Origin of the sequence: Lysinibacillus composti (genome assembly GCF_016908465.1) — a bacterium.
GTDB lineage: Bacteria > Bacillota > Bacilli > Bacillales_A > Planococcaceae > Ureibacillus > Ureibacillus composti_A.
The window spans coordinates 24,751-41,655 of sequence record NZ_JAFBDY010000028.1 but is presented as its reverse complement, the minus strand read 5'-3'; the positions used below and the strand labels follow the sequence as shown (position 1 = coordinate 41,655).

The following is a 16,905-nucleotide window of genomic DNA, read 5'->3' as shown; positions in this document are numbered from 1 at the left end:
GAGTCCTACCTTCGGAGCCATGGCCCGTTGGTCAAGTGGTTAAGACACCGCCCTTTCACGGCGGTAACACGGGTTCGAATCCCGTACGGGTCATAAATTTAAATAATCTAGTATGAAGATGTAGCTCATACAAAACAGGAAAAAGCATGACTTTTGAGTCGTGCTTTTTTTACTTTTTAAAAAACTCTGCTTGTATTATCGCAGTACTTTCCTTAACATCCTACGATTTAGTTTTTAGTCACTTAGGAATTGTTTTTCTATTCGACTTTGTCGAAAAAGGGTGAAAATTAGATAAATGATACTGAAGCCTTTTGTTTGAAGTTAAGGTAAAATGTATTTTAGGTTTAAATACAAATTTCAGGAGATAAGAAGATGAGGCATGAGGGCAAAGAACAGCTGTGGACTAAGAACTTTATTATGATGTCGATTGTTAATTTCTTTATTACGCTTATTTTCTTCTTATTAATTATTACAATTGCTAGTTTTGCGGTGGAGAAATATGAAGCATCAACTAGTGCTGCAGGATTCGTTTCAAGTATTTTTGTTATAGGTGCTTTATTTGGAAGACTTTTTGCAGGGAGAGTGATCACTTCATTTGGCAGTAAGAAGACGTTATTTTATGGATTATTCTTTTTTATAGCGTTAACATTGTGTTATTTTATTGCAATGAGTATGCCACTGTTAATAATTATTCGACTGTTACATGGGCTTTCTTTAGGAGTTGTGACTACGGCAACAGGAACAATCATTGCACAGATGATTCCTAATAGTCGAAAAGGGGAAGGAATCGGCTACTACAGTATGAGTGGTGTATTAGCATCTTCTATTGGTCCGTTTATAGGGTTGTTGCTCATTCCAACAACTTATAGTTTTCAAGCTATTTTTACGTTGAATGCGATTCTGAGTATTTGTTGCTTATTGATGTATTTCTTCATTAATTTAGAAGATTATGAACCGTCGGCAAAGAAGTCAGTTGAGGGATCATCTAAAAGGTTTAATTGGAGAAACTATATTGAACCAAAGGCTGTTCCAGTATCGTTGATAGCGTTAATTATTGGATTTTCTTACTCAGGTGTTATGTCATTTTTAGCATTTTATATAGAAGAAATTAATTTAGTCAAAGCAGGTAGCTTATTCTTTTTTATCTATTCAATTGTTGTGTTATTCTCTAGACCGTTTACTGGTCCATTAATGGATCGTCGAGGTGCAACCATTGTGATCGTGCCATGTTTAATTATTTTTGCATTGGGAATGGTTCTATTCAGTCAAGCGTCTACAGGAGTTTTATTATTAACTTCTGCTATTTTAATAGGATTTGGATATGGGAATTTCAACTCAGTTGCACAAGCTCTCGCTCTAAAGGTAACCGAAAAACATCGGTTGGGATTAGCAACAGCTACTTACTATATTTTATTTGATATTGGATTAGGGATTGGACCTTTTGTTTTGGGTAATTTAGTCTCCCTCTTAGGATACCGAATGATGTTTTTATTAATGGTACCGGTCATTCTTCTTGCGCTTGTTCTTTATATGATTATAGTTAGGAAAAAACAGAATACTGATGTTATCGTTACTGAACAGCGTGGTCACTCCTTAAATTAGGAGGCCTCGCTATTTTTAATTTTATTTATTAGATTTTGAAGTTTTAACTATGTGTGACTTAGGTGCCATGATTTCTTTTTATTATAAGGAGTATGTCTATCTCAGGTGTTCTTGGGCAGGGGGACACTTGTGTTAAGGAAGTGGGACGAGGGACCTGTCCCTCATGTCCCTTGTCCCTGAATTTGAAGTTCAGCTCCATTTAGCTTTATCATGATTGTTACTTTTTTTACTTAATGTACCGATCATGCATTTGATGTCTTCCATACGTACGCAATTATAATAGCAATACCTAAAACAAACGTTGCAAAATAATAGGGATAGTTTAAGTTGAAATCAAATAAGATTCCGCCAATGATTGGTCCAATAATATTGCCTAAGCTAGTAAACATTGAATTCATTCCACCAACAAAACCTTGTTCGTCACCAGCGATTTTTGAAAGATAGGAAGTAACAGCAGGGCGAATCAAATCAAAACCTACAAACACAATACAAGACGTAATTAAGACCGATAAATATGTATTCACAATGGTCATTAAGAAGACGAGTAATGCTGACAAAATGAAACAATAACGAACGAGAGCAATTTCGCCAATTCGTATTGTAATCGGGCCAAAAAGTAACACTTGTGCAACAGCACCAACAAGTCCACCACCGGTTACAATAATAGCTATATCTGTAGGAGTAAAGCTAAATTTATGATCGACAAATAAACTAAATAAAGACTCAAATGAAGCTAATCCAAAAGTACTTAAGAAAATTAAAAACAATGGGATAAAGTATAGTGGCAAAAATAATTTGCCGAATCCACGTTTCAAATTAGAGGGAGTTTCGTTTACATTTTCTCCTCTAGTTCGTTCTGGCTCCTTTAAAAAGATTAGTGAAATTACAACTGCCACTACTGCAAGGATGGATGCAGCAAAAAAGGGGGCACGAGTTCCAAACCCTACTAAAAGTCCGCCAATTCCCGGACCAATAATAAATCCGGTATTAATGGCAGCTGACATATAACCAAGTACTTTGGGACGATCCTGTTCTGTTGTAATGTCTGCTATATACGCAGTAACCGCTGGCATAATAAAAGCTCCACTTACTCCACCTAGTATACGAGAAATAAACAGAACCTCTACTGTTTTTCCTAACCCAAATAATAATTCTGAAAAGCTAAAAATGATGAGTCCCATAATAATCATAATCTTGCGGCCAAATCGGTCAGTCCACTTACCTGCAATAGGCGATAGAATCAATTGAGCTATAGCAAAAGCAGCCACCATATAGCCCACAACCGAGCCACTAATCGACATTTCGTTCATAATGGTCGGTAAAACAGGAATAACGAGACTAATCCCAACAAATGAAATAAAAAGATTACTTAGAAGGATTGCTAATAGAAATTTTTGATTTTTCAAATGCATAATACGCTCCTTAAAAAATTAACGTACACGTGGACTTCTTAATTATAAATTAACCTTATTTATAAAATCAGAATCAATTAATTGGCCTAAATTTATTTTACTTTCTAAGGTTCAATCAATCCAAACAGGTTAATGTTAAATTTACATGTAGTAAAAGAGAAAGAGGCCGGGACATAAGTAGAATTTTTAAGGAAAGCCACTATTATTTTTAGTAAGATATTGATATTTTATAGTTTAAGAGCAATAAGTGTTAGCCATTCTCCGAAAAAACGCGGCCTACCACTGTAAGCCACGCCAGTTTTCGGAAAGTTTAGAAGGACAAATTTTATGTGAGCGGACCTAACACAAAGCCGGGGGCAAAAACGCCACGTCCGCATGTCTTGCCCCCATGACCAAGCACGCGCGGCCTCAAAGACAAGTCGTAAAGACACGTACTACGTGGCTTTGCGGCTTGTGTGGGGAGCGAAAGCGCCACGTCCTGTGGCATCGCTCCCATGACCAACGTCGTGTTGGCCTCTTAGTCCGCTCTCACCGGATACTTAATAGGATTCATTATTAGAATTAACAGCAGTTTTTTGGATTTGTCCCAGCCTCTACACCGTATACTACTAATCAATTTTTCTCCGTTTTCTAGCCCGGAAATTACCACGTAGTGATTTATTCTCGTAATAAACTTCTTTAACCTCTTTTTTCTCTTCTTTAAATGAGGAACTTTCCACATCATGTTGAAGACAACAGCTGCTGGAGGATTCTTCATGACTACAATCTTCATGAGAGCTAGAAGACTCTTCGTAATTACTATTATCATGACAGCTAGAAGATTCTTCAGAATTACTACGGTCATCATAGCTCGAGGATTCCTTATGCTGGTCCTGAGACGCATTTTTGTAATCCATTATAGAATTAAACTTCCCACCAACACCAACAACACTCATTAAATTAATTAACTCAGATAATTGAGTTAAGCTATTCATATCAAATTGTTCAAGTATTTTCATAGGATTATGATCATTTACTACGGGTGAGTTTGATTTTTCTTTAACGAGTTCATTTTTAGGTTTACTAGAAGGCTTATGTTTATTATGGGAAGTTGAAGAAGATGATTCTTCATAGTATTTATGTTCTTTCATATCTTGCTGGTGTTCATAGTTATTTTCATGATTAATTCCCTTGTGTTGGCAAGTATGGCAAATAGGATGCACATCTGCGTATTCTGTTTCTAATTCATCTAATAATGTAATGATTAGTAGTTTTATTAATCGATGTTTCTCCCTTTTTTTGTTAGAGCAATATTCGTTCATTGACATTAACTTTTGCGACTCCTTTTGGTATTGGCTGCACTCGCAAGCACACCCATTTTGGGGTTGGGTACAATTGTTACATTTGCAGTCCATAATTGCACCTCCTCTCTGTCTACATACTATTCACATGATAGATTCAAAGGATAGGCAATAAGCCCTTTTTGGGGAAATATGCCGTTACCATAGAAGATTTAATATATGAATTAGGCTAATTTCTAATTGAAGGTCTTAAGTTTTATGTAATAACAGGGAGAATTAATGATAAACAGATGTACAAAGTTTATAGAGACAAAAGTAGCTACTCTAGAATTAGAGTAGCTGTAGACTAGGTGGGAGGTGGAAGTTTTCCTGGTATTAATTCTTTCTGGGAGCGGAAGAGTAGTAAAGTTGTGTAAGTTGAAATTAATAGCTTAGAGTTTTTTTATTAATTTAGTATTTATATTGTTCGATTGGAAAGCTACTTCTTAAAACGCTAACCTCCTCTTTAGTAGCATTTAAGGCGAATCACCATTTATTAATCAACTTTTTCGATAAGGGAAAAGGAGATTCTTTAGTTGAGGAAGATTCAAATCTATTACAAACCCCTATATTTATTCAACATGTGATGACAATTGCCCTTACATGAAGAGTGGTGATTTTTCGTCCAACAATGTGAAGAAGATTCATAAGATGAAGACTCACAGTCAACCCACTTATGATGACAATGGCACTTGCAAGAAGAGTGGTGATTTTTCGTCCAACAATGTGAAGAGGATTCATGAGATGAAGACTCACAATCAACCCACTTATGATGACAATGGCACCTGCAAGAAGAATGATGCTTTTTCATACAACAATGAGAAGAAGATTCATTATTCCAGTTCATTTCTACACCTCCATTTTGTAATATATTATTCAGTTAATAAATAGGAGAGTGGTTAAATTGCCTTGATAACAAAAAAATGCTATTTCAATAGAAAGGTTTTGAGGGTCTATTGGATAATTTCATAGGAGTTAGGAGAGTAACGTGATATGCAAGGTGTTAGTGGAGGAGAGCCTGAAATAAAGATGAGTAAAAACTTCGTAGATTTAAGAGGAATTTAGATAATTGAACTATCTGTAACAAGGGTCAAATGATTATCTAATTAAGAAAGCTGACAAAAAAGAGCAAATGTGTCTTTTTAATCAGCTTCTATTAGTTATAACATAATTGTTAAAAAACACTTCTTCAACTTTTATAAATTGGTTAATTCTGTTTTACGACTAAGTTGTCTTTTGTCACTGAACCATCTACCAAAGAGTAGAAGAGCTAGTGCAAAGATTACAGCGCTTCCTGCGAAGGTTAATGGAGCCTTATAACTATTAAAATATGCTTCAAAACTACTAGCAAAAATTGGCCCAATAATTTGGCCTAAGGCATAGACTGTTGTCAAGATCGAGACGACAGTTCCACTTTGCTTTGGGAAAAGCTCTCTGGCATAAGCTGTGGATAGTGATACGATACCAACGAAAGTGAAACCAAATAAAAAGGCCGACAGTAATACACTCCAAGCGGTTTGCGAAAAAACAGGTAGCACAATTCCGATTACTTGTAATATGTAAGCAGCTGATAATAATTTGACAGTGCTAAATTTTGAAATCATGGCCATCCATAATGGGGCAGCTGGTGCAGCGGCAATACCAACAACAACCCAACTATAACTAGCATACACTCTTAAACTTTCAATATTATAAATAATATCCACTAAAAATGTACCTGTAATAATATAGCCTAACCCCTCAAGTCCGTAAGCAAGGACAAGCCACGGCATTAACCCTTGGAATATTCTTGTTTCCTTCGACTTTTCTATCTTTACGCTATCATGGACGGTAATTTGCCGCCAAAGTACAATAGTTGTTACAAAGAGAAGTGCAGATAGAAGACCAAGGCTAATCCACGTGCCTTCCCAAGAATAGGAACTTTCAATGAAAGGAACAAGTAAACCCGAAACTGCAATACCTAATCCAATGCCGGAAAATAGAAACCCTGACCATCTGGACAATGAATGTGAAGCTAAATAGTCCATTATAATACTAGAAGTTAAAACAAAGATATAACCAGCCGTAACACCAGCAATGAGCCGTAAAATAATCCAAAGCCAGAAGGAATGGGTTAATCCCATTATAAGAATAGACAGTATATTAAGAAGAATATTTATTATTAAAAATCCCTTTTTACTTCGATTAACAAATCCAGCCCCTAATGCACCAATAAAATAACCAATATAGTTACTCGAAGCAAGATAACCAGCTGCTTCAAAAGTAACGCCTTCATCGTTTCTCATAAAAGGTAGAATTGGTGTAAAAGCAAAACGACTTATTCCCATTGCAACAACTAATAATAATACGCCCCCAAACAGCACCCCTATATGTTGTCGCCTCATAATACACCCCCTAATTTAATCATCTGAAAGTAGAATGAATTTTCCTATAATTGTAACACTCAGATATTTAGAATTAAATAGAGTGAATTGAGAAAGTTGATAGGTGTCATTGAGGAATGCAGGCCAAATGCAGTTGAGATTCCAGTTTAAAGGGACTTTATAAGGGTTTTGAAGACAAAAATCTCTTTGATCGAGTAAAAGTTGACAGGGATTTATTTTTGATGTATATTTATCTCGAATTAGAGATACTTTGATTTGAATGATTTATTTTTTAGATATATATCTCGAAGGCGAGATAATAGAACGTTGGAAAGTTGTCTATCATTAAGTTGAAAAGGAGAATTAGAAATGAAAAAACAAACAATGGGCATCCACCATATTACAGCGATTGTTGGTCATCCGCAAGAAAATGTAGATTTTTATGCAGGTGTTTTAGGCTTGCGTTTAGTGAAAAAAACAGTGAACTTTGATGATCCAGGAACATACCATTTCTACTTTGGAGATGAAAGTGGTAATCCCGGAACGATTATTACTTTCTTTCCTTGGGCAGATGCTTACCAAGGTAAAATTGGCGATGGACAAGTTGGAACTACCACTTATGCAGTACCAAATGGATCCTTTGAGTTTTGGAAAAAGCGATTAAATCAATATAAGATTCAATTTACTGAATCTAAACGCTTCGATGAAGATTACTTACAATTTGAAGATCCTCATGGTTTACAATTAGAACTTGTTGAACGTGAAGAAGGAAAATTGAATAATTGGAACTTTGGAGGGGTTACACCTGAAGTGGCCATCAAAGGTTTCGGTGGGGCTACACTATTATCTTCAAATGCAAATGAAACAGCCAAATTACTAGAAAATGTGATGGGTCTTGAGAAGGTAGGACTAGATGGTGACTTCATACGTTTTAAATCTGCCGGTGATATTGGAAACATAATTGATCTGAAAATATCATCAGGTGGAAGAGGGCATATGGGAGTAGGTACAGTGCATCATATTGCTTGGAGAGCCAAAGACAATGAAGACCAACTTGAGTGGCAAAGTTATGTAGCAGAAAATGGTTATCATGTGACAAACGTTAAAGACCGTAATTACTTTAATGCAATTTACTTTAGAGAACATGGAGAAATACTTTTTGAGATTGCCACAGACCCACCAGGTTTTGCTCATGATGAATCCTTTGAAACAATGGGTAGTGAGTTAAAATTACCTCTTCAATTTGAACCACATCGTGATCAACTAGAAAACATTTTATTACCTTTCGAAATAAGGGAATTAGACTAGTTTCAAAAGCAGCTGTTCCACCTATTGATGAAGTTCAATCAGATAAATATTAAAGTCTTTCCGCCACTTAATTTCACCGAAAAAATTAAGTGGTGGTTTTTTAATTTTTACTTTTTATAGTGGTAGTCGCGCCTTAAGAAAGGCTAACTTTATTATTCTAAAAAAAATTGTTATACAATATTCCTAAATAGAACAATTACACTATGTATTTGTAATAATGGACAGCATATCAATATAATAGGGAGCTTGTTTACATGAAACTTACAGAAATAACAATCAGACATTTAAAGATGCATCTAAAATCGCCATTTAGTACGAGCTTTGGAACATTTTATGATAAAGAGTTTTTATTACTCGAAGCAAAGGATGAGCAAGGTACGAGTGGTTGGGGAGAATCAGTTGCATTTGTGGCACCTTGGTATACGGAGGAAACATTAAAAACAAATTGGCATATGTTGGAGGACTTCTTAATTCCCCTTATTTTAAACAAAGAAATTCAACATCCAGATGAAGTGACTCCACTATTTGCAGGTATTCGTAAAAATAATATGGCAAAGTCAGCAATTGAAGGAGCTGTTTGGGATATTTACGCTCAACATACAAACCAGTCACTTACGGATGCTCTAGGAGGAAATAAAAATAAGATCGAAGTAGGAATTAGTTTAGGCATCCAAGAATCAATTGAAAAACAAATCACTGTAGTAGAGCACTATGTGAAAGAAGGATATAAGCGAATTAAGGTGAAAATCAAACCAGGCTGGGACGTTCAAGTGATTCGTTCATTACGTGAGAGGTTCCCGGATGTTGCAATGATGGCAGACGCAAACTCAGCATATAGTTTGGAAGATATCAATATTTTAAAACAACTCGATGAATACAATTTAACGATGATTGAACAACCATTAGCTTCTGACGATATTATTGACCATGCAGTTTTACAAAAACAAATAAAAACACCCATTTGTTTAGATGAAAGTATTAATTCATTAGAAGATGCTCGAAAAGCCATTGAGCTTGGAAGCTGTGGGGTCATCAATATTAAAATCGGTCGAGTTGGGGGCATAAGTGAAGCGAAGAAAATCCATGACTATTGCGCGGAAAAGGGAGTTCCAGTATGGTGTGGAGGCATGTTAGAGTCCGGGATTGGACGAGCTCAAAATATAGCACTAACCACTCTATCTAATTTCGTACTACCAGGTGACACAGCGGGTTCAAGTCACTATTGGGAGAAAGATATTATCAATCCAGAAGTTATCGTAGAGGACGGGTACATACAAGTTCCAAAAACAATTGGTATTGGGTATGAGCCTAACATGGAGGCAATTAAAGAATTCACGGTTTCAAGTAAAGTTTATAAGTAAGTAGAAAAAAGGGGATTAAGTAGCCAAGAAAGCTAAATGATTCCCGTATAATTTAAAACAAATGAGGGAATTGGTGAGAAAAAGTTTACAAATTGGTGGGGCATTTGTTGGCTTAATAGTAGGTGGGGGATTTGCATCTGGGCAAGAAATCCTTCAATTCTTTACTGGTTTTGGTTGGTATGGGCTACTCGGTGGGATACTAGCTACTCTTTGTTTTGCATTTTTAGGGATGAATGTTGCGCAACTCGGTTGTGAATTACAAACAACTTCCCATAAAAAGGTCGTTTTTCACATTGCGGGTAGACATTTTGGGCTAGTCATTGATTTTCTAATTACATTATTATTATTTGCTATTACGGTTGCTATGTTTGCAGGCGGAGCTTCAACGCTAAATCAAATGTTTGGAATAAATCTTGTTCTTGGAAGTTTAATAATGGCAATACTTACGATTTCAACGCTTATGCTAAATGTCAAAAGTATAATAAATGTGATCGCATTGGCAACACCTTATCTTTTGGCTATTATTTTAATTATTGCTATTTATTCAATCTTTACGATGGATCTATCTTTCGCCGAAGCAGATCGATTAGCAAGAGAACAATCTACCGCAGCACCAAACTGGATTATGGGTTCTTTATTGTATGTTTCTTATAACATTGCGGGAGGACTGACAATGCTTACCGTAATGGGAAGTACGGTAAAAAGTAAAAGAATAGCAGGTCTTGGTGGATTCATCGGTGGGGTTCTTTTAGGTATCCTCATTATTCTAATGAATATCGCACTACTTGCAAAAATGGATATTGTAACAGGAACGGATATGCCAATTCTAGTCATTGCCAATAATATTCATCCGATTGTTGGTCTATTGATGACAATCGCCTTACTTGGAATGATCTACAATACTGCAGTCGGTATGCTGTTTTCATTTGTTGTTCGATTTGTACAACCAAAAGATAAGGCATTTAAAAGACACGTGCTTTACGTAGGAATAATTGGATATATCGCAAGCTTTGTTGGATTTACTACAATTGTTAGTAAAGTTTACTCGACAATGGGTTACCTTGGCTTCGCCATAATGATTGCCATTGTTTACTCTTGGATGAGGCGTAGAAAAATTGTTTGATGGGACAACAGGGACAGGTACATCGTCCCACTTTTCAAAAGAATAGTTGTAGATAAGAAAACGTATTTGAGAGGTTTCTCAAAGCGTTTTTTTATTTTAAAAATAAGTAAGACTTTAGAAACAAGTTTGGGGAACTTTTCAAACCATTACCGAATAAATAAGGAGAGAAATGAATTTTATCTTCACTAAAAATCATTTGTATTTATCATCAATGAAGAGGGGGATGAAGATGAATAGTAATTGGTATCCTAACTTTGACCCTAGAGGAAGAGGATTTTACCAAGCGCAGTTACCAATGCAACAAGGTCCGATCCCACAAACTAGACAAACCATTGTAGCAGTAAAATATGGGGATGTAACAGGTGACCGAGTGGACGATACTGTTTTCCTTACCGCAACGAAAAGCGAAGACAGCCCATTTTTAAAAAACATTACACTCCATATTCGAAATGGAAGAACCAACCAAGTTCAAACATTCCAGTTAACAGAAAATGCAGGGTATGACCCAACACTATGGCTCGGAGATTTTACGGGTAATGGTGTAAACGATATTTTAATCCAGATTCAATCTGGTGGGAGTGGTGGAATTATTTATGCCTACATTTTCGCTAATCAAAATGGAATGAAACAAATATTTGATTCCATAAAGTTTAATGAGCAACACCAATATAAAGTTGAATATGCCAATTACTTTAAAGCCAATGTTACAAGTGAAAATCCTCATAAACGATACACTCTAGATTTGACGTATAAAGGTCAGGAATATTTAAACGAAATTTATAACCCTTATGGAACATTGAAGCAGTCAATTGAAGGTTGGGTTGACCCTGTTAGTGGAATTTATCCAATTCAAATAGCCCAGAATGGGAAATATTACTTATTAACGAATCAACTAATTGCCGGGAGATACCACGCAGATGGTTTAGGTTATGTTGAAAATCTATTGTTATACAACGGAAATGAATTCAATGTTGTTAGGCAAACAGTTTGTATTTACGGGGAGAATTTATAATTTCTAACTTTTTCACTGAATAACCAACTTAAAATGTAACATGCTAACTACACAAATTTAAGGAGGTTTTTACGTGAAAAGATTCGCAATTCCATTTTCAATACTGCTTGCTGCGTTTTTAGTTGGATGTAATACAAATAATGCTGTAGAGAATGATACCAACGAAAGTGGAGAGGTAATTAACGAAGACGTTAATGATGATACTCAAAACGATGGAACAAATAACGCTGGTACCGATGTAATGGATGAAAACGCACAAAATGAAATGAATCAAGATGGTACTGTAGATCAGAATGGTAACAGCATACAAGAAGATGTTAATAACAACAATAATACAAATGGTTCTGCAATTAATGGTGGCATAGAGGAAAGTGTAACAAATCCAAAAGATGTTGAAACTGGGGATGTAGACGAAAATCGTGAAGATATGTCTGCCCCAAAGATAGAAAATAATCACTAAATGTAACTGGTTCCGAATAGGAGCCAGTTTTCTTTTTGCAAAAATGTCATAAAGTGAAAGATCCTTCAATATATAAGAAGATATTAATATTAACAAAATAAAGGGGGGCCATGAAAGATGATTACATATCCAACACTTATAAAAAAAAGGAAGGTCGCTGTGACGGCACCGTCAGCCGGCGTAGAGAGGGAGCTCCATCATCTACTTCACAAAGCTGTTGAGCGATTACAATCTAAAGGATATGAAGTCATGATTGGGGAAACATGTTGGACACAATACAAAGCAAAATCTGCCCAAGCATCGGTTCGCGCAGAAGAGTTAAATTCGTTGCTACAAGATGATACAGTGAATCTAATCTTCCCACCATGGGGGGGCGAATTACTTATTGAAATTCTTGAATTTATAGATTTTGAGAAAGTAATACCAAAGTGGATTTTGGGCTATTCTGATATAAGTGTTTTGCTATTGGCACTCACCCTAAAGACAGGAATCGCCACTGCTCATGGGACAAACTTAATTGATTTACGAGGAAAGTTTTCTGATCCGACAACAGCTATGTGGGAAAATGTATTATTCACGAAAAGTGGACAAGAAGTAAAGCAATATTCTTCAGAAAGATATCAACAAATATGGAATCATCACCAGGAAATCGACATTGTATTTTATTTAACAGAACAAACAAATTGGAAAACAATTTATAATAATCCATTCCTTATAAAAGGTCGGCTTTTAGGGGGATGCATTGATGTTATCCGACATTTAATTGGTACTCCTTATGGAAATGTAACTTACTTTCAACAGCAGTTTATCGAAAATGAACCAATCATTTGGTACTTAGAAAATTGCCAAATGACTGTTGTAGACTTGCGGAGATCCCTGATGCAAATGAAGTATGCAGGATGGTTTGATAACTGCCATGGAATTTTATTTGGAAGAAGTGAAGCGAACCAACCTGTGAATGACTACAATGTAGTAGATGTTTATATGGAATTAGCGGAAGAATTAAATTTACCCATTGCTTATGATATTGATTGTGGGCATATGCCACCTCAAATTACATTTGTAAATGGAGCATATGCAGAAGTAGAAGTTTCAAATGGTAAAGGAAAAGTAACTCAACGGTTTATATAAATTTAGGGTGCTACTTTAATAGTGGCACCCCTTTTAGATTGGTTTAATAATAATTCTTAAAACTAATTTCATTTTAAATATGTTTAAGTTAGAATGGTGCAATAGCATATTTGGATCACATAGAAAGGAGACAACCATGCTTTCAAAATTTTTTTCTTATTATAAACCACATAAACGTTTATTTTTAATTGATTTTACTAGTGCAATCATTGTGGCAATATTAGAACTTGCTTTTCCGATTGCTGTCCAGTGGTTTATTGATAAATTGCTGCCAACAAATGAATGGAATACGATCGTAAAAGTCAGTATACTTCTTCTACTTGTCTACGTATTAAGTACAATCCTAAACTTTATCGTTAATTATTTAGGGCATAAGCTAGGTATTAATATCGAAACAGATATGAGACAAGATTTGTTTAACCATTTACAAAAACAATCATTTCGTTTTTTTGATAACAATAAAACAGGCCATCTAATGAGCCGGATCACAAATGATTTATTTGATATCGGTGAGTTTGCCCACCATGGGCCTGAAGATTTTTTCATTGCTATTATGACCTTCATTGGGGCCTTTGCTATTATGTTTAACGTTAATTCTACATTGGCATTGGTGGCATTGATTGCGGTACCGTTTTTAATTTGGATTGTGACATTTAGTAATAAGAAAATGAATACTGCTTGGAAAACGATGTACGGTAAAATTGCTGATGTGAATGGCCGGGTAGAAGATAGTGTTGCTGGTGTTCGTGTCGTTCAATCTTTTACAAATGAGCAGTTTGAGATGGAACGATTCCGTGAACAAAATGGATTATTCAAATCTGCAAAACTCTATGCATACAAAATCATGGCAGGTACTCATTCGGGAATCTATATGATGACAAGACTCCTAACATTAGTTGTTTTAGTCGTTGGAGCTTGGTTAAGTTTTAATGGAAAACTATCCTATGGAGAACTTGTAAGTTTTGTACTTTATACGAATGTGTTAATTAAACCAATCGATAAAATTAGTGCATTACTTGAGCTTTATCCTAAAGGGATGGCGGGTTTCAAACGGTTCCAAGAACTATTAGATGAAGTACCTGAAGTACGGGATCGAGAGAACGCTATTGATGTCCCTTACTTGCATGGAGATATTCGATTCGAAAATGTGAATTTCAATTATGAAAATGATAAGCCAATCCTTTCAAATATTACATTTGAATTAAAGGCCGGGGAAATGACAGCATTTGTTGGTCCATCTGGTGCCGGTAAAACGACTATTTGTTCTTTAATACCAAGGTTTTATGATGTCAACAGTGGCTCAATAACGATTGATGATATAGATGTACGGGATATGTCAAAGCGATCATTGCGTGAACAAATTGGTATTGTACAGCAAGATGTTTTCTTATTTACCGGTACAATTCGCGAGAATATTGCATATGGCAAACGGGAAGCTACTGAAGAAGAGATATTGAATGCGATAAAAAAGGCGCATTTAGAAGACTTTGTAAATGGTTTATCTGAAGGGTTAGAAACACAAATTGGAGAGCGCGGCTTAAAACTTTCTGGTGGTCAAAAACAAAGACTTGCCATTGCCCGCATGTTTTTAAAGAACCCACCAATTTTAATTTTAGATGAAGCAACTTCGGCTCTTGATACGGAAACAGAAAAAATTATTCAAGAATCGTTAGCAGAATTAGCTGAAAACCGAACAACACTTGTGATTGCACATCGACTTGCAACTATTAAAGATGCAGATCGTGTGGTTGTTGTAACAACAAATGGAATTGAAGAAGATGGTTCTTATGAAGAATTGATTGCAGAAAACGGTATTTTTGCGAAATTACATCATCATCAATATAGTTAAGAAAAAAAGAGTGCTCTTCCCATTGAAAATCAATCCATTTTAAGGATTATCTTATGGGGGTAGCACTCTTTGCTTCTTATTATTTAACTACTAGCGCAGGACAGTTTACTCGTTTCATCACCTTATGACTAACACTGCCTAACACCATTTCCTGTAAGCTATTTAAACCACGACTTCCGACAACGATAAGATCTACTTTTTGCTCATTAGCATATCTCACAATTTCTGGACCAGGTGTACCATGCAAAATTGTTACTTTATATTGGATTTTCTCCTCTTTAAACAATTGCTCAATTAGCTGAAGTTTTTTACGTCGCGCAATGTTTAAAGCCTCACTAGTACCGGAATGTAAAACTTCAGTTTTGGCCTTTTCAAAATCTGCAACGTACACCACTTCGATAATCGAATCATTGCTACAGGATGCAATTTTCGCAGCCTCTTTTGCAGCACGAATCGCATTTTCAGATCCATCTGCGGCTAATAAGATGTGTTTATACATAAGAACCCCCTTAATGAGATGAAGACATTCCCCCGAGTTTTGCTATTACCTTTTTACTTGGCGAATCAAGTTCTATGACTTCGACAGTAATTCCTTTATCACCTAATAGTTCTTCTACTTTCAAGAGTGCTCCTACCCCTGAGTCATCCCAAATTCGACTGTTAGAAAAATCAATTTGAATTGTTTTACTTTGAATATCAATATTTTTAAAGTATTTAATGAATCCCTCTGTTGATGCAAAGAATAACTGACCTTCAACAATAAATCGATTTCCTTCTTGTTGGATTTTTACTGTAGATATTTTGACAACGAAGAAGATAGCACTTAGGATGACTCCCGAAATAACGCCAATCGATAAATTATGTGTCCAAACCACGATTATAACAGTAGTTAACATAACAATTGCATCAGCTCTAGGTGCTTTTACTAAATACTTGAAAGAACTCCAATCAAATGTCCCGATACATACCATAATCATAATACCTACAAGGACGGGCATTGGGATTTTTACAACTAAATCCCCTAGAACAAGTATTAAAAACATTAAGAATAACCCTGCAACCAGAGTAGATAAGCGTCCTCGACCACCTGATTTTACGTTTATTACCGATTGACCAATCATTGCACAACCTGCCATTCCACCAAAGAAACCTGTCACAATATTTGCAATCCCTTGTCCTCTAGCTTCTCCATTTTTGTTACTTTCTGTTCCTGTCATATCATCAACAATTTGAGAAGTGAGTAAAGATTCAACTAACCCTACGATTGCTAGTGAAAGGGAGAATGGGAAAATAATTTGTAATGTCTCTAAAGATAAAGGAACTTTAGGTAGAATGAAGGATGGTAAAGTTTGCGTAATCGTTCCTAAATCTCCAATCGTTCGTAATTCTACATCACTGAATATCGCAATTACTGTAAGAGTGATAATCGCAATGAGTGGTGCTGGGATCACTTTTATAAAACGTGGTAATGTATAAACTAAAACTAATGTGATCGCGACAAATACATAAGTGATCGTTGAGATACCGATAAAATGTGGCACTTGTGCTAAAAAGATTAATATAGCTAATGAATTAACAAAGCCAATCATGACAGCATTAGGAATAAACTTCATTAATTTAGCGATTTTTAAGATACCAAAAATGATCTGAATAATCCCAGTTAAGATGGTTGCTGCAAATAGATATTCTAGTCCGTAATCTCTTACTAGAGGGACCATAACAAGCGCCATTGCTCCAGTAGCAGCTGAAATCATTCCAGGTCTTCCTCCTGCGAAGGCAATAATCAATGCCATTGTAAATGAGGCATAAAGACCAATCATCGGGTCAACCCCAGCAATAATTGAGAAGGCTATGGCTTCTGGTATAAGGGCGAGTGCAACAACAATACCCGATAAAATATCACCACGTATGTTGCCAAACCATTGTTGTTTTAAACTTTGCATTATATTCTCCTTTTTTCTATAA

At 35.7% G+C, this 16,905-nt stretch carries 13 protein-coding genes and 1 tRNA gene; 9 read left to right on the top strand and 5 right to left on the bottom strand.

Annotated elements, in window-relative coordinates; translation table 11 throughout:
- Positions 1-21: 21 nt before the first annotated feature.
- Together JOD29_RS18120 and JOD29_RS18115 are read left to right on the top strand one after the other, a co-directional pair.
- A tRNA-Glu gene (locus tag JOD29_RS18120) sits at positions 22-93 on the top strand.
- A gap of 279 nt (positions 94-372) precedes the next feature.
- Positions 373-1,602 (top strand): MFS transporter, encoded by a 1,230-nt coding sequence (locus JOD29_RS18115; RefSeq protein ID WP_124766751.1) that lies wholly within the window; start codon positions 373-375, stop codon positions 1,600-1,602.
- Positions 1,603-1,844: 242 nt separating this feature from the next.
- On the opposite strand, the gene JOD29_RS18110 is transcribed toward JOD29_RS18115, so the two are convergent.
- The 3 genes from JOD29_RS18110 to JOD29_RS18100 all read right to left on the bottom strand — a co-directional run bounded on the left by JOD29_RS18110 (position 1,845) and on the right by JOD29_RS18100 (position 6,717).
- Positions 1,845-3,008 (bottom strand): MFS transporter, encoded by a 1,164-nt coding sequence (locus JOD29_RS18110; protein WP_420844562.1) that lies wholly within the window; start codon positions 3,006-3,008, stop codon positions 1,845-1,847.
- A gap of 614 nt (positions 3,009-3,622) precedes the next feature.
- Positions 3,623-4,321: a hypothetical protein gene (locus JOD29_RS18105; protein ID WP_124766753.1), complete on the bottom strand. Its 699-nt coding sequence runs from the start codon at positions 4,319-4,321 to the stop codon at positions 3,623-3,625.
- Positions 4,322-5,529: 1,208 nt separating this feature from the next.
- The gene (locus tag JOD29_RS18100) at positions 5,530-6,717 is read right to left on the bottom strand and encodes a YbfB/YjiJ family MFS transporter (RefSeq protein WP_124766754.1); all 1,188 of its coding nucleotides are present in this window, start codon (positions 6,715-6,717) and stop codon (positions 5,530-5,532) included.
- Positions 6,718-7,065: 348 nt separating this feature from the next.
- Between JOD29_RS18100 and JOD29_RS18095 the strand changes: the two genes are divergently transcribed.
- The 7 genes from JOD29_RS18095 (at position 7,066) to JOD29_RS18065 (ending at position 14,940) form a co-directional block, all read left to right on the top strand.
- A complete protein-coding gene (locus JOD29_RS18095) occupies positions 7,066-8,004 on the top strand; it encodes a ring-cleaving dioxygenase (protein WP_124766755.1) in 939 nt (312 codons plus the stop codon).
- Positions 8,005-8,258: 254 nt separating this feature from the next.
- A complete protein-coding gene (gene menC / locus JOD29_RS18090) occupies positions 8,259-9,365 on the top strand; it encodes an o-succinylbenzoate synthase (RefSeq protein ID WP_124766756.1) in 1,107 nt (368 codons plus the stop codon).
- 73 nt (positions 9,366-9,438) lie between these two features.
- The gene (locus JOD29_RS18085) at positions 9,439-10,488 is read left to right on the top strand and encodes a YkvI family membrane protein (RefSeq protein WP_124766757.1); all 1,050 of its coding nucleotides are present in this window, start codon (positions 9,439-9,441) and stop codon (positions 10,486-10,488) included.
- A 229-nt stretch (positions 10,489-10,717) separates the two neighbouring features.
- Positions 10,718-11,500: a VCBS repeat-containing protein gene (locus JOD29_RS18080; RefSeq protein ID WP_239585795.1), complete on the top strand. Its 783-nt coding sequence runs from the start codon at positions 10,718-10,720 to the stop codon at positions 11,498-11,500.
- Between the two features lie 73 nt (positions 11,501-11,573).
- Positions 11,574-11,960, top strand: coding sequence for a hypothetical protein (locus tag JOD29_RS18075; protein ID WP_124766758.1), 387 nt, complete (start codon positions 11,574-11,576; stop codon positions 11,958-11,960).
- Positions 11,961-12,077: 117 nt separating this feature from the next.
- On the top strand, positions 12,078-13,091 hold the full coding sequence (locus JOD29_RS18070; protein WP_124766759.1) for a S66 family peptidase: 1,014 nt from the start codon (positions 12,078-12,080) through the stop codon (positions 13,089-13,091).
- Positions 13,092-13,227: 136 nt separating this feature from the next.
- Complete coding sequence (locus tag JOD29_RS18065; RefSeq protein ID WP_124766760.1) at positions 13,228-14,940, top strand: ABC transporter ATP-binding protein; 1,713 nt, start codon at positions 13,228-13,230, stop codon at positions 14,938-14,940.
- Between the two features lie 79 nt (positions 14,941-15,019).
- Here JOD29_RS18065 and JOD29_RS18060 read toward each other — a convergent pair whose 3' ends face one another.
- Both JOD29_RS18060 and JOD29_RS18055 read right to left on the bottom strand, forming a co-directional pair.
- Entirely contained in the window at positions 15,020-15,439 is a 420-nt protein-coding gene (locus JOD29_RS18060) for a universal stress protein (RefSeq protein WP_124766761.1), read from the bottom strand.
- A 10-nt stretch (positions 15,440-15,449) separates the two neighbouring features.
- Complete coding sequence (locus JOD29_RS18055) at positions 15,450-16,886, bottom strand: SulP family inorganic anion transporter (protein WP_124766784.1); 1,437 nt, start codon at positions 16,884-16,886, stop codon at positions 15,450-15,452.
- Positions 16,887-16,905 lie beyond the last annotated feature (19 nt).

What these genes read in the sequence shown, in the direction of transcription:
- menC (WP_124766756.1), top strand. Translation starts at nt 8,259, where the DNA reads ATGAAACTTACAGAAATAACAATCAGACATTTAAAGATGCATCTAAAA.
- JOD29_RS18060 (WP_124766761.1), bottom strand. Translation starts at nt 15,439, where the DNA reads ATGTATAAACACATCTTATTAGCCGCAGATGGATCTGAAAATGCGATT.
- JOD29_RS18095 (WP_124766755.1), top strand. Translation starts at nt 7,066, where the DNA reads ATGAAAAAACAAACAATGGGCATCCACCATATTACAGCGATTGTTGGT.
- JOD29_RS18115 (WP_124766751.1), top strand. Translation starts at nt 373, where the DNA reads ATGAGGCATGAGGGCAAAGAACAGCTGTGGACTAAGAACTTTATTATG.
- JOD29_RS18100 (WP_124766754.1), bottom strand. Translation starts at nt 6,717, where the DNA reads ATGAGGCGACAACATATAGGGGTGCTGTTTGGGGGCGTATTATTATTA.
- JOD29_RS18065 (WP_124766760.1), top strand. Translation starts at nt 13,228, where the DNA reads ATGCTTTCAAAATTTTTTTCTTATTATAAACCACATAAACGTTTATTT.
- JOD29_RS18105 (WP_124766753.1), bottom strand. Translation starts at nt 4,321, where the DNA reads ATGTCAATGAACGAATATTGCTCTAACAAAAAAAGGGAGAAACATCGA.
- JOD29_RS18080 (WP_239585795.1), top strand. Translation starts at nt 10,718, where the DNA reads ATGAATAGTAATTGGTATCCTAACTTTGACCCTAGAGGAAGAGGATTT.
- JOD29_RS18070 (WP_124766759.1), top strand. Translation starts at nt 12,078, where the DNA reads ATGATTACATATCCAACACTTATAAAAAAAAGGAAGGTCGCTGTGACG.